Annotated in this window: 18 protein-coding genes, 1 tRNA gene and 1 other RNA gene; 3 read left to right on the top strand and 17 right to left on the bottom strand. The window is 61.0% G+C overall.

Going from position 1 to position 12,661, the window contains the following annotated elements; all coding sequences use genetic code 11:
• Positions 1-90 precede the first annotated feature (90 nt).
• The 9 genes from N5C25_RS02385 to N5C25_RS02345 form a co-directional block, all read right to left on the bottom strand.
• Positions 91-282 carry a hypothetical protein gene (locus tag N5C25_RS02385; protein WP_279936305.1) on the bottom strand — a complete coding sequence of 64 codons (192 nt, stop codon included), beginning with the start codon at positions 280-282 and terminating at the stop codon, positions 91-93.
• Between the two features lie 72 nt (positions 283-354).
• Entirely contained in the window at positions 355-915 is a 561-nt protein-coding gene (locus N5C25_RS02380) for a hypothetical protein (RefSeq protein WP_279936304.1), read from the bottom strand.
• A 131-nt stretch (positions 916-1,046) separates the two neighbouring features.
• Positions 1,047-1,925 (bottom strand): hypothetical protein, encoded by an 879-nt coding sequence (locus tag N5C25_RS02375; RefSeq protein WP_279936303.1) that lies wholly within the window; start codon positions 1,923-1,925, stop codon positions 1,047-1,049.
• The gene (locus tag N5C25_RS02370) at positions 1,922-2,416 is read right to left on the bottom strand and encodes a hypothetical protein (RefSeq protein ID WP_279936302.1); all 495 of its coding nucleotides are present in this window, start codon (positions 2,414-2,416) and stop codon (positions 1,922-1,924) included. Before N5C25_RS02370 ends, N5C25_RS02375 begins: the two co-directional genes overlap by 4 nt.
• A 164-nt stretch (positions 2,417-2,580) precedes the next feature.
• The gene (locus N5C25_RS02365) at positions 2,581-2,934 is read right to left on the bottom strand and encodes a hypothetical protein (RefSeq protein WP_279936301.1); all 354 of its coding nucleotides are present in this window, start codon (positions 2,932-2,934) and stop codon (positions 2,581-2,583) included.
• Between the two features lie 99 nt (positions 2,935-3,033).
• Positions 3,034-3,243, bottom strand: coding sequence for a hypothetical protein (locus tag N5C25_RS02360; RefSeq protein ID WP_279936300.1), 210 nt, complete (start codon positions 3,241-3,243; stop codon positions 3,034-3,036).
• Between the two features lie 171 nt (positions 3,244-3,414).
• On the bottom strand, positions 3,415-3,606 hold the full coding sequence (locus N5C25_RS02355) for a hypothetical protein (protein WP_235319597.1): 192 nt from the start codon (positions 3,604-3,606) through the stop codon (positions 3,415-3,417).
• 195 nt (positions 3,607-3,801) lie between these two features.
• Positions 3,802-3,878: transfer RNA gene (locus tag N5C25_RS02350), tRNA-Met, on the bottom strand.
• 215 nt (positions 3,879-4,093) lie between these two features.
• Positions 4,094-4,612: a hypothetical protein gene (locus N5C25_RS02345; protein WP_279936299.1), complete on the bottom strand. Its 519-nt coding sequence runs from the start codon at positions 4,610-4,612 to the stop codon at positions 4,094-4,096.
• A gap of 95 nt (positions 4,613-4,707) precedes the next feature.
• Between N5C25_RS02345 and N5C25_RS02340 the strand changes: the two genes are divergently transcribed.
• On the top strand, positions 4,708-5,202 hold the full coding sequence (locus N5C25_RS02340) for a hypothetical protein (RefSeq protein ID WP_279936298.1): 495 nt from the start codon (positions 4,708-4,710) through the stop codon (positions 5,200-5,202).
• On the opposite strand, the gene N5C25_RS02335 is transcribed toward N5C25_RS02340, so the two are convergent.
• The 7 genes from N5C25_RS02335 to N5C25_RS02300 form a co-directional block, all read right to left on the bottom strand.
• The gene (locus tag N5C25_RS02335) at positions 5,199-6,122 is read right to left on the bottom strand and encodes a hypothetical protein (RefSeq protein ID WP_279936297.1); all 924 of its coding nucleotides are present in this window, start codon (positions 6,120-6,122) and stop codon (positions 5,199-5,201) included. The genes N5C25_RS02340 and N5C25_RS02335 overlap by 4 nt on opposite strands.
• Positions 6,119-6,949: a hypothetical protein gene (locus tag N5C25_RS02330; protein ID WP_279936296.1), complete on the bottom strand. Its 831-nt coding sequence runs from the start codon at positions 6,947-6,949 to the stop codon at positions 6,119-6,121. Before N5C25_RS02330 ends, N5C25_RS02335 begins: the two co-directional genes overlap by 4 nt.
• The gene (locus N5C25_RS02325) at positions 6,946-7,284 is read right to left on the bottom strand and encodes a hypothetical protein (RefSeq protein WP_279936295.1); all 339 of its coding nucleotides are present in this window, start codon (positions 7,282-7,284) and stop codon (positions 6,946-6,948) included. The genes N5C25_RS02330 and N5C25_RS02325 overlap by 4 nt, the downstream gene beginning before the upstream one ends.
• Positions 7,281-7,637: a DUF1064 domain-containing protein gene (locus tag N5C25_RS02320; RefSeq protein WP_279936294.1), complete on the bottom strand. Its 357-nt coding sequence runs from the start codon at positions 7,635-7,637 to the stop codon at positions 7,281-7,283. Before N5C25_RS02320 ends, N5C25_RS02325 begins: the two co-directional genes overlap by 4 nt.
• 143 nt (positions 7,638-7,780) lie before the next feature.
• The gene (locus N5C25_RS02310) at positions 7,781-8,248 is read right to left on the bottom strand and encodes a hypothetical protein (RefSeq protein ID WP_279936293.1); all 468 of its coding nucleotides are present in this window, start codon (positions 8,246-8,248) and stop codon (positions 7,781-7,783) included.
• Between the two features lie 243 nt (positions 8,249-8,491).
• Positions 8,492-9,190, bottom strand: coding sequence for a hypothetical protein (locus tag N5C25_RS02305; RefSeq protein ID WP_279936292.1), 699 nt, complete (start codon positions 9,188-9,190; stop codon positions 8,492-8,494).
• Between the two features lie 149 nt (positions 9,191-9,339).
• Entirely contained in the window at positions 9,340-10,173 is an 834-nt protein-coding gene (locus N5C25_RS02300; RefSeq protein ID WP_279936291.1) for a hypothetical protein, read from the bottom strand.
• 197 nt (positions 10,174-10,370) lie between these two features.
• On the opposite strand from N5C25_RS02300, the gene ssrA reads away from it, so the two are divergent.
• Positions 10,371-10,724, top strand: a transfer-messenger RNA (tmRNA) gene (gene ssrA, locus N5C25_RS02295).
• Between the two features lie 165 nt (positions 10,725-10,889).
• Complete coding sequence (locus N5C25_RS02290; RefSeq protein WP_279936290.1) at positions 10,890-12,095, top strand: integrase arm-type DNA-binding domain-containing protein; 1,206 nt, start codon at positions 10,890-10,892, stop codon at positions 12,093-12,095.
• Between the two features lie 3 nt (positions 12,096-12,098).
• Here the strand turns inward: N5C25_RS02290 and N5C25_RS02285 are convergent, their stop codons facing one another.
• The gene (locus tag N5C25_RS02285; protein WP_279936289.1) at positions 12,099-12,602 is read right to left on the bottom strand and encodes a hypothetical protein; all 504 of its coding nucleotides are present in this window, start codon (positions 12,600-12,602) and stop codon (positions 12,099-12,101) included.
• Positions 12,603-12,661: the final 59 nt, after the last annotated feature.

The raw sequence follows: 12,661 nt of genomic DNA, 5'->3' as shown, positions 1-12,661 counted from the left end.
CGCCAGTGTGTCGCAAATTCGTGCCAATGACGTTACCAATCCGCTATGCCGCTGGCTCTACAACATGTTGTGGATTGCCACGGTGACTGTTCAGCTGTTTTGGCGTAGCATTGGCAGCGTTGGGCAGGCACTGGCCGTGGCGACACGAAACAGGCCTTGTACCTTGCAGAACTTGAAGAAGCCGGGGGTGCATTGTCCCCGTGACGCCATCGGCGCCGGTTTCCAAACCGCGGAAATAATGAAGCCCATCAATGCCTTAGCTTGATGGGCTTTTTCGTTCATAACTGCTGCATGGTCAGAAATGGGCATGGATTGGCAGCAAGTTGCCAGCTTTCCTGCCAGCTTTTAATGCTGTCAGCCTGTAGGAAGCCCTCGCGGATCCTTCTTTCGCTCGCGCTTTTGCCGCCATCGCTGCTCCATCAGCCCAGACTGCAACGTGAGGACGGCAAGAACCATATCCCAGCGGAGTCGCATCGCGCTCGCCGCATGTTCTTTCAGCTCGTCCAACCCTATGCGCACGTCGGGCTTGTCCATGTCATCGATGAAGGAGGCGAAACGCAGCTTCAGGGTTGCTGCATTGAAATCCCGATCAACGTCGATGTCTGAATCATCGGGGTACTCCTCAAATCCCGTCAGTACTCTCACCCCGGAATGAAGTACGGAGTTGCGTACGTCTCTTAAGCGATCCGCCTCCTCCGCCAAGGCAGCGATCTTCAGCTCGACCTCGCCGCTTCGGTGCGCGACTGCCTCCTTGAGGTGTTCAATCTGATCCGCGAAGCGCTTCTTCTTTTTCCGCCCCGGGACGTTGAGCAGCTCCTGGAACTCCCACACGGCCCATTCAATCTCGCCCATGGCAACCGAAAAACGGCCTATTTCGGCATACCACTGCTCCAGATGCTGCTCCACAGCGTTCATTCTTGCTCCATGTCCCCGCCAACGGCCGCTCATACTGCCTGAACGATTTGACGAATTGATCAAATCAGCAGATTTCGCCGCCAAAAGGGGCGAGCCAGTTGACCCGCCCCTTCCAGAACTCGCGTCCTCTACTAGCCTGCGGACTTAGCGACGAGTTCCGACCTCGCCTCAATCAATCTCGCATACAGCCGATCAGCGAGATCAAGCCTAGCCTCGGGTTGGGTGCGTGCAAACACTTCAGAGACCGTCATTCCAGGCGTGCAGATTCCGTACGAGGCGCACTCAATCATCGAGGTCATGCCTCCAGCGCCGCAACCGCCTGACAGATCACAAGCCAGCCTCTGGGAGGCTAACCACTGCGCCTCACGCAGCATTGAGCGCTCCTGCGGGTTTTGAGCAACCTCAACCCCGAACGCCCAAGTTCCTGATGCCAAAGCGGCCGCAGCGTTATAGACAGCGTCTGGATTCTGCGACTTGAGAACGATGTCTTGGGCAGCAATGGCCGTATCCCGTTCAAGAGGCACGCTGCTTGCCAACTCGCGAGCTATTACGACGTCGCTATCCGGATACTTCAATAGCTCCAATGCAAACTCATTCGAGCTGCCGGAGAAGTCCGAACAAAACGTCTTGGTGTACTGGGCATACGTTCTACTGGCCTCGTCCGTGCGCTTGCCCAGCCGTCCCTCCCTCGCGCCCTCACAGACCTGAGCTGCTGTCAAAAGATACTGCGCGCGCTGAGCCGGAGCGACGCTGCTCGACTTGAGCCTATCAAGTAACTGACCAAACCGCTCAACTCCATCAAGCGGACCACGCTCCCTGACCTTGCCTGGAAGGGACCGTGTGCTTTCCAGCACCATCACGTCCGGTTGCGTATCTGAATGGGTAACCTCGCGCGCTGGCGCATCAGCGCCCACCAAGCGCGTATCGGTCTGACCTGACCGGTATACAACTCCACCAATAATCGAAGCGACTACGACCAGAGCGACCGCGCCAATGATCTTTGTGTTCATTTTCCGCACTCCGAGATTTCTGACATCTGCAAGGAGCTAGTTGCGTTGGTGCGCCAGAACTTCTGGCTTTCGCCAGTCGCCATCAGCTTCAAGGTATACGTATCCTTGGCATCCTTAATGGCCGCCAATGGCTTCTTGATCACGACCACCTGCATCGCCCGTTGGCGAAGAATCGGCTCGTCACTACAGCCAAGGGTGTATTCCCGCACCTCTTTCTTGATGAGGTTTAGCCGCACATCGGGGTAGCCCGGCACCGTGACCCACACCCCGCCGCCATCAGCTCCGCCACCGTCACCTCCCCCCACTTCTCCCTGGCCACCTCCGCCGCCGCCGCCTCCACCGCCGCCGGATCCCTCATCGATCCAACATACGTCTTGCGCAACTCCGTTTACATAGCCGATCCCACATGTCAGTGCTTTTGCCGAGGGTATGTACGCTAGTCCGCCTGCAGCGAGAACGAAGAAGCTGTAGATCAGTTTTGCCTGACTCATTGCCCTTCACATCCTTGAAAGACGCTCTCATGAGCAGCCCTCGTATAGCACAAAGCTGAATGAAATGTTCAGTTACATCCCGGCACGCAGAATTGAAGTCGTCCGAGCAGAACTGCAATAGCGCGCTTGCAGACGGGCCGCCGTAGCGGCCCGTTTTTCCGATGTCACAGATCCGAGAGGCCCAATCGTCTCCGCAGGGCTGCCAGGAGGACGATCGAGGTCCGAACCAGCGCGTGCTGGTCACGGGTCAGCTGGTCATACATGTCCAGCACTTCCGGGGGGATTTGCCCCACCCGGCCTGCCTTAAAGGCCTCCATCGAGACCACCTGAGCCTTGTGGCGCTCATCTTCCATGCCCTTCTCCAGCGTCTGGCGGCGGGAATGCCGCCCCCTGGATGCCTTGGGCACCACCTCCAGGCCTGTTGCAGGGGAAAGAAAAACAGCACCACTGTCCGTGGGCTGGCCCTTCTCCTGCTTTCCTTCTCCAATGGCCACTACCTGCGAGTCCTTCTTGTCCATCGGTTACTGACCCCTGTATCGGTAACGCCGGCACCAGCGCCGGCACCTTCACATTGCTTTCATCCCGACTGATCCGATTGGGCCACTACGTTCCAACAATCACTCCGTCACGGCTTTGTTCAGCCGCGCCTCCAGCTTCGGGTTGAGCACGATTCCGGCCTCCGCCCTTGCGCTGTAGCGGGCACGGTTCTTGATCGACTGCTGCAGACCGCTGGAGGTGATGGCCAACTCGGGGTTGGCCTTGTTGAAGGCGCCGATCTTGCTGAGGACCGAAGCCCGATCGCTGGCGTTGCCGTTGCGCATGGCCATGGGCCTGTGATGCCGGCGCAGACAGTCAGGATGCCGGCAGAGTCGTAGTACGGCACGTAGCGGCGCCCTTCGTGGGCTGAATCGTTCGTGCCCAGGGCGGCGACCAGCGCACCGACCAGCGCCAGCGGTGCGGCAGCGAAGCCGACGCCCTGCTTGGTGCTGAGCTTGGTGTCAGCCACGACGGCGGATCCACGCCCAGAATCGCCTTGCGGTACCCATGCGGGCAGTCCACCAGGCCGACCAGTCACCCCAGTTCTTCACCATGACGGTGAAGGTCTGGACGGTGGTGAAGATGATCGTTCCGATCAGGGCCCAGTCGCTGAGGGTGTAACCCGGCGAGTAGGTCGCAGCGGTGACGCTCACAACCGCTCCGATCTTCGAACCTGCGACCGCCAGGTCCGTTGTGATCTGCTCTTTGATGCTCACCGCGGTTCCCCCAATGAAAGGAGGCCGGCACGGCCCACCACTACCGCGGTTGCAAGGTCGCGCGGACACCAGCGGCGCGTCTCACGACGGCCTACGTGCTGGCTTGAGTGGTGGCCATGACTACCGGCCGTTTGGTAGCGGGAGGTGGATTCGAACCACCGACCTCGTGGTTATGAGCCACGCGAGCTGCCGGACTGCTCTACCCCACAAACAAGAAGGCCGCTGATCGACCAGCGGACTCCCACGTCCTGGTCAATCAACGGCCTTTGAATTGAGACGCCCATAAGAACGCCCACTGTAGGAATTCAAACCTACTTTCGGTTCCCGAGGCAACTGCGGTTCCTCATGAGGAAATTTTCTTCCTCATGAGGAACAACTGAGGTCAGCTAGATGAATGCTCTGAGCCGCCCATCTAATCTAGCCATCAGATCAATGATTTCACTCTTCGAACAGCTTCATCCATAACCTGGCCTACCGAACCTTGAGGACCATCAATGCCGTCAATGGTTGCGAGATCCTTCTTCCTCCGTTGTTCCAACCTATCTAGATACGACTTGAGCGCGGGCTCATCTGCGCCCGCGCCAGCTGCAAGATCGGCGGTGACGCGCTCAAACGTGATGCAGTCAACATTGAGTCCGGCCACAGGCTCGTGCAGTTGATTGAACACGTCCAGCAAATGAATGGCAGCAACCTTGGCGTTGCTGCCGAAGGCTTTCTCGATCTCCGGCAGGCTCTGTCTCAGCCAGACGAATTCTCGGCCAGCCTGGTCAATTTCCTTAAGCGTCTCCTTTAGTGCCTGCTCCAGACCGCCATAGTGGCTCGTGCTTGCCGCGCCGGCAGTCGCTCCCTGCAAGTAGGCATCGAATTGATATCGAGCTTGGTAGTAGCGGTAGGCAACCGTATCCACGGCGTACAACACGTCCAGCTTGAAGTTCCCTGCCATCAAATTGCTCCGATTCTTGGTGAGAAGCGCGCGACGCGCCCCTAACAAACCTTAACAAATGTGATAATCCTGGCCAATACAGGGAGGGTGTCGCAATGGTTGAGACCGTACTGGGCATGACCGAACTTCAGATCAAGCTCTTCACTGCGATCGGGCAGATACTCGTCGCTGCTGCAGTCGGTTCGATCGCGTGGCGCCAGTGGCGTACTGCTCAGCAGCAGGCAGAAACCGCGCGCAAGAAGCTAGTGCTCGATCTATTCGATCGCCGCATCGGGCTCTACGAACATCTTGAAGAACTCCTCGGTGAGCTGGAACGGGGCAAGAACCCCAACCTCACATTCCTCCAGGTGCACCAGCTCACCGCGAAGATGCGCTGGGTGTTCGGACCTGCAATCGTGCGTCGACTCAGTCGCGACGTGGTTCCCGTGTTCCGTCAGTATCTGGATGCAGATCAGGCCGTCCGCCGCACTACGGATCCGGAGGCATCACTGGAGGCTCGGCAGCGTCTGATCGAAGCTCTTGAAAAGGTTGGGGATGCGTGGGCGATGCTGCCAGAGATCTTCGCGAATTCGCTGACGCTACGCGACTAACGCGACCACATCGCCCTTCGAAAGCCCAATCGCCCGCCATGCAGCGCCTCCTGAAGGACGGCGCTGGCGCACTTGTGGGCCTTGATGTAGTTGCCCTTGCGCATCTTCGCGGACTTGGCCAGGCCGGCGAACGGCTGGCACCGCTCCGGCCACACCAGCTCGTGCGCCGCGTCATAGATCACCAGGCGAAGGCGCCAGCGATCCGCGGCCTTGCCGCGATCCAGAGGCCGCGGCCGCATTGCACGCACGTCCTTGGCCACCTGACGGTAGGCAGCGAGGGAGAGCCGTGCGATCGCGGCGGGGCCCATCCTGGTCGCTACGGCGAGCGCGGTGTGCTTTTCCAGCGGATTACGCATGTAGCCGACCGCGCCGGCAATGTCGCTGCTGCCTAGCGGTGCCAAGGTGCTGCGCCCTTCAACCGGCATGCGGTAGCTCCCGCCGACCAGCAGGCGTGATAGCAGCTCCAGGACGTCGCCCTTGCCCTCGTCGTCGAAGCCTTCCGGGGCTGCGCCGCGGCGCCGCTGCCCTGCACTGTGGTCCTCCGCCGGCGGAAGCATTGGCGCGCGGCGGCACCAGGCATCCAGCGCAGCCGCCAGAACACCAGCGGGATCCTGGCCAACGAACACGGCTGAGGATGCCCCGCAGCTGCAGCACTGGATCTGTGCGCCACGCGGGAACAGGCCAGCCGGGGCGGTACCACAACGGCCACACTGAACTGGCGCGCTGCTGTCGAAGATGGCTCCCCGCGGCCCGCAGCGCCGGCACTGGAACTGTACGAGCTGGGACTCGCGGCCAGGCCAGCACACCCGCGCCTTGCCGTTGCAGTTGGCACAGGAGGGGATCTTCTTGCCCTTGAGGAACGCCACCTCCAGCTCGCGCGCGGCTGCGAGCGCGCTTGTACCGACAGTGGTTTCGTTCATGTCTTCTGTTCCAGGGTCATCTTGGGATCCGCTGCAGCGCGCGCGGCGCGCGCCTGGGCCAGCACCTGGGCATAGGCCTCCGGGTGCTGGTCCTCGAAAGCCGGCAGAGTCCCGCGGGCCCATTTCCCGCCGCCCAGCTGCTTCAGCCATCCGTCGGTCGCACAGAAGCGGCGCGGATCCACGCCATGGGCCCGGACGCCCTTCGCAGTGGTGAATCCGTCGAGCTCGAGGTCGGCCAGCACCTTCAGCGCGCCAACCTTCCACGGCGTCAGCTGAAGCGGTGCAGGCACGCCGGCGGCGACCTTCGGCACGAACTCGGGCAGTTCGCAGCGCTGGGTAGGGTTCCAATCGAACCATGCCGTGGCGACCCACCACTCTTTCAGGGCACCGCCGGCCGTGTCCCATGGTGCAGACTGATGCAGTCCGTGCCGGTGCACTTCGCGCTGGATTCCCTCGCCCGGCTGAGGGTTCCATCGGCTGGTACAGCTGTCCGGCACCAGGATCTGCACACCCAGCGCATCGAGCATCCGTGCAATGCCGTAGTTCGCTTCCGTCGTGCAGGGCACCAGCACCGCCCTGAAGTCCGGGCCCCGCTGGTCGTTGTTGCTCCAGTGCGCCGGCAGGATCTGATCGGCCACCTTGGCGTTGAGCTGCAGCTTCGCCTCAATGCCGAGCTGGTGCCCGGTGGCCTTCCAGACAGCGAGGATGTCGAAGCCGGCCGTCTCGGGGTATATCTCCCAGCCGCCGGCCGCGGTCAGGCAGTCGATCAGGCAGGTGCACAGCGCAGCCTCCGTCGGGAACCGCGCCTTGAGCTCTGCAGGTTTCATTGACCCTTCCTCGCGAATGCCTTGGCCATGCCGTCGTACTTGACGACGTCGGCGACCAGTTGAGCGTCCTGGGCGGAACGGGCGGCGCGCTCAGCCTCGCTTGCCGGCGCCGGCAGCGCGCGGAGCTCTGCAAGCCGCGTACGTGCCTGCTTCACCTTGTCTTCGGCCCAGAGCGCCTTTGTCGGGAACGGCCGATCCTGTGCAGGCGGTTGGGCCTTCGAGGGTCTACCAGCTGAGCAGCGCCGCTCGATCTCCCGTAGCAGCTCGGTGGTGGGGACCTCGGTGAGGTCGACCCGGGTACGGCCTGCGCTGACGCTCGATCTCCAACCGCTCATGCCAGCAGCACCTTGATCGGGTAGTGGTGTTCCACTTCGCGCTTCTTGATGCGGAATTCCTTCGTCTCCCGCCCCTTCACGTCCACGAAGTCGACACTCCCGTCGCGCAGGAACACCAGGAAGTCCAAGACGTACCTGGTGCCGCCTGGCAGGTGCATCGGTACCTGACGAAGCCAGAAGTGCACCTCGCCCGCCTGCTGCCGCAGTTTCAGCTGCTCGTAGTAGCGCGCCTCGCGCTTGGAATCGAAGCGGATCCGATCAGAGCATCCGCGCAGGCGAATGGCAGCGCGCGCTGCGCAAGGCTGGCATCCGGTACCGGTACCCGTATCAGATGCGCCACACCTTCGCCTCACAAGCGCTGAGTGCTGGCGAGAACGTGATGTGGGTGGCCCGTCAGATGGGCCACCGGGACTGGACAATCACGGCGAAGAAGTACGGCCGGTGGATCCCGTCGATGGTCCCCGATGCTGGTGCGAAGGCCGCGGCCGTCTGGACCTTATTGCCTGGCAAGATGGGCTAGCTCACACCTATGCTTTAGCAATGCGATCAACATCATCGTAATGTGGAGAAAGGCTTGGGAAACCTCGCGGTAATGGGTCGGGCTTCGCACTTCATCCGTCGGCCCAAGAGCCAGCCTTATGAGCACGGAACCGTCCCCTTCCACACCCTTGTTTTCGGACTGCTGCAGCATCTGCGCGATGTGAAATTCAGAGAAATGGATAGCACCCGATGTTCGTCGATAGACATCGGGGATCCAATCTGCCAAGGGCTTAATCTGATCTATCAGCCATCGATCGCTAGCCTTTTCCTTTGCCCCACGAAGCTTCATATCCTTGATACTCACACCCGATGCGACACTCCTAGCAAACTCCTCCGCCGTCAGACCGGGAGTCTGTTCGGCCCAGTAAATTGCGTATGTCCTGGCCAAGGTATCAAGATTCAACCTGACAATGGTCATAGCCATTTGACCGTTCTTTGAGTCAACAGCTTGGCGGAACGCCATCTCCAGAGAAAGCGTCCTACGGATTGCCGCTAAGAGAAAGTGGCGCTCGCATTCCCTTTCCCGCTGAAAGGCGAATAGGCGCTTCGCGGCAGCATAGAGATCTGCTCTGATCCGTCGATACCAGCCCGAGCTCCCAAACTCACCCAAGTCCTCAATGGGCGCATCAGGTTCGCTGTCTAGCTGTCCGTCCAAATCGAGCTCCTATTAGGCGGCCAACATGTCAGTGACCACGTCTTCGGCAACGAGCAGAGGATCAGAGTAGCTCTTCATCTCTACTCCGACCCTGCTGAATTTCCATGAGAAATCATCCAGCAGCTCATCAAACCGCTCGGCTGCCGCAGCTCCTGAATCATGTCGAACCACGTACATCAGCATCCGATCTCCTTGGTAGACACGCTTTGCAATCTGCAGATCGTTGTCTGCGCGCAAGAGCCTTAGCTCGGCATCCTTCCTTTTGGCGAACCTTGCCGAGACGATCGTACCGAGCGCCCGATTGGACTGGAGTGGAATATCTAGGTAGTGAGTCTTCCCGGGCTCTCTAACCTCGAATTGGTTCTCCCCGCGAATGATGGTCTCAGCGCGAAGTCCGGAGATTCGCCGTAGCTCGTCAAATACGATACTTCTGATGGCGTCATTCGGCTCCGTTTTCAGCCCCTTTCCACCGCGCTCTGCCTCCGCGCGCGCGCGGGCCAGCGGAACGGTTCGGAAAAATAGGTCTTCGACAACTGCACGGGCGTCGGTTCCGGAGGCGTATTTTTCCTCGCTGAGGAAGATGCCAGTTGCTGGTATATCGAATCCAGCCGCCAATGCGTCACCGACGACCCTCACGAGAAACTGCGCATCGCTTGCCACGCTTGCGTCATAAAGACATTTGACCCTATCGAATGAGTCGATCAGGCGCACTATGCTCTGTCCATTGCCTGCCCTGAACCGGACGCCAAGGTTCAATACTTCACCTGTGGCCGCATCAGGCAGCCAGCGAATGTTCTGCCACACACCTTCAACGGCCTGGCCAGCACTCGAATTGGACGTCCTGAGTAGACTTGTCAGATTCATAGCAGCACCTGGAATGCTGTCTTGTAGTGTTTCGGGACGGAAGTTGCGCGCTGCTGCAGGAAATCCTTCACGTCTTGTTCCTCTAGCCCCTCCACAAGACGGGGCAGCCACTCCAACAGGTCGAGATCCGCCTTGGCAAGAACGGTTGCATGAGCCTCAAATGCGCTGAGAACTTCGGATCTGACTTTCGCAGGAGCCTGCTCGACGTCATGAGAGTCCCAAGCGGCGAGAGCCAGCTTATTCGTGTGACTCACACGAGCTCTATCCAACGGAACAGCCCACGCGTTCCCCGTACAGACCCGGCCGTGATCAATGACAGCATACTTCCCAGGCGCCATCCGGACGAGGTTTCCGAGATTCCGATCCTCATTGAGTACCCAAGCATCCAATGCAACCACATCAACCAGCTTCTGCCACTTCTTTAGGTCATCACGAAGTGCTTCTAGTCCCTGCTCTTCTGTCCATCTAAAGGCCTGCTTTGGAGTGTTGCCGCCAACGTCCTCGACGCACCACGCCACGACGCTGCCGCTCGCGTCCTTCATCGGCCTGAACCCATCAGGCAGGTAGCCCGTCTGGGCACTCGACAACAACATGATCGCGGATCGCACCGGCACATCGATGTCGGCATGCTTCGCCAAGACGTAGCCGATCAGTTCATTGACGAGACCCTTGGGCGCGTCACCTTCGTCATAAACCTTCACATAGGCATCGACTGGCGTTCCAGGCTCAAACTCCACCCTTGCCTTGTGCGTGTTGGCGTCACAGCCGTCACCCGCCTTACCGAGGTAAGACAGGTAGCTGCTTGGTCCCAGCAATTGCGTGACCGACATGCCGGAGCTCCTTGCCCCTTAAGCGTCCGGCCAGAGCGTCGCATACGCTGCGATTGTTCAGCAAGTGAAGATGAACAGAAATGACTTGCCGCGTGACTGTTCAGGAAGATTGCCGTACCATCCACTTCGTTAGGCGGGCTCTTGGTCAACATTTGGTCAACCAAGGGCCTGAAAGCCTTGCAATACTTGAAGAAACCGGGGGTGCATTGGTTTCGACGGGGGTTGTGAAGTCGCCTGGCGCATGCCGAGGGGGTAGCTTTCCTCGTAAATCCAGCTGCAAAACTCTAGTTGCCAACGACGACAACTACGCTCTGGCCGCTTAAGGCCTAAGCCTCGAAACCGCTTGTGTCCATGCTCGCGGTGTAGAGTCACTATCATGGAATCGCGCTGGACGGCTGCCTGTCAGTCCGGCACTAGAACACAACAGGCTGGTTCCCGGATGCGCTTTGCGCACCGTGCTGTTCGGGGACGAGATCCAACGGTGAGCTAAGCATGTAGTGCTGGGGATGGAGTGCCTTCGGACGGCGGTTCAATTCCGCCCACCTCCACCAACGAACGGTCCGTCAAGGACCGGAGAAGCCCGGAAACCCCCGCATCACAAGGGTTTCCGGGCTTTTTTATTGTCCGCAGCAGACCGGGGCAATCCGTTTCAATCCATGAGACGGTGGGGGTATATCAAGGGGTATCCGACCGCACCCACTGAAGTGATACCCCCAATGCCTCTGACCGACGCAGCCATCAGGCGCGCCAAGCCCAGCGACAAGCCGCAGAAGATCACCGACGGCGGCGGCCTGTATCTCTACCTCACCCCGACCGGCGCGCGCAGCTGGCGCTGGAAGTACCGCATCGGCGGAAAGGAGAAGCTGCTGTCGATCGGGCTTTACCCGGATGTCTCCTTGGCGCGCGCGCGCGAGGCCCGGGACGAAGCCCGCCGGCTGCTGGCCCGAGGCGTCGACCCGGGCGCGCAGAAGAAGGCTGCCGCCCTCGCCCACTCCGCCCTCGGCTCGGACAGCTTCGAGACCATTGCCAATGAGTGGCTGGCCACACGCCCCTGGGTGCCCAGCTATGCGGAGAAGGTCGAAGCCTGGATGAAGAACGACGTATTCCCCTGGATCGGGTCACGCTCCGTTGCGGACCTCACCGCGCCGGACTTCCTTCGGGTGGCCCGACGCATCGAGGAACGCGGCGCAATCGAATCCGCGCACCGGATCATGCAGAACTGCGGCCAGATCATGCGCTACGCCGTAGCCACCGGCCGCGCCGAGCGAAACCCGGTTGCCGACCTGAAAGGAGCGCTCGCGCCGCCGAAGGAAGCCCACCACGCAGCGATTACCGACCCAGTGCAGCTGGGTGGCCTGCTGCGCTCGATCGAGGCATACAGCGGATCTGCCATCACCCGCGCGGCGCTGCGCCTGGCGCCGCTGGTGTTTCTGCGTCCTGGCGAACTGCGACATGCGGAATGGGAGGAATTCGACCTCGACGCGGCCGTGTGGACCATCCCTGCCAGCAAGATGAAGATGCGTGCTGCACATTTGGTGCCGCTGTCCAGGCAGGCGCTGGAGATCCTGGAGGACATCAAGCCGATCACCGGCCGGCACAAGTGGGTGTTCTCTGGCGCCCGCGATTCCAAACGCCCGATGTCGGAGAACGCCGTTACCGCGGCGCTGCGCAACATGGGTTACGACCGCACAATGATGACCGGCCATGGCTTCCGCGCGACGGCTCGCACCATTCTGGACGAGGTCCTGCACTTCCGCCCGGACATCATCGAGCACCAGCTTGCTCACGCGGTGAAGGATCCCAACGGCCGGGCCTACAACCGCACATCGCACCTGCAGGAGCGCGTGCGGATGATGCAGGTCTGGGCGGATTACCTCGATGGCCTGCGCGATGGCAACGTGGTGAAGCTGCGGGCCGGATGATGCCTACACGCCCCGCCGCATCTGCTCCAGCCCTGCCCTCAGCCACGCCTTGGTGCGGACGTCCCTCGCTCGGGGTTTCGTCTCTGCCGGCGGCTTGCGCGGCTCAAGCGCCGCCTTGATCCGCTCGATTTCTCTTGCCCCGGCCTCGGCCAGACGCCGGGCCTGTTGCTGCTGCTCGCGGGTCGGAGGCAGGCCGGGCAATGGCGGCTCCGGTTGGATCGGGGTGCTGTCGGTCAACCGGGCGACGGCCTCACGCAGCGGCAGCTCGGGATACAGCCTGGCCGCACACCAGCGCTCGGCGTAGCGCTTCGCCTGCCGGACGTTGGCGGCGCGCACTTCCTTCACCTGCCACATCTTCTGGCCTTCCATCCATAGCCTGACCCCAGGACCGCCATCGGGCGTGACGCTGGCCGTCTCCCGGCCGTTGTACCAGAGCGCCCAGCGCTCACCGGTCTGGACCCAGCCAGCGGGGATCGGGGCGGTGCGGAAGCCGTGGGAGGATCGCATGGCCGGAAGGATACGACCGGCCGTCGCAGATCCTGCGAATGCCCCGCCCACGTTCCTGA

It is taken from the genome of Stenotrophomonas sp. GD03958, assembly GCF_029839005.1.
Taxonomy (GTDB): domain Bacteria; phylum Pseudomonadota; class Gammaproteobacteria; order Xanthomonadales; family Xanthomonadaceae; genus Stenotrophomonas; species Stenotrophomonas hibiscicola.
Note: the sequence above shows the minus strand (reverse complement) of the source record. Positions and strands in the feature narration are given on the sequence as shown.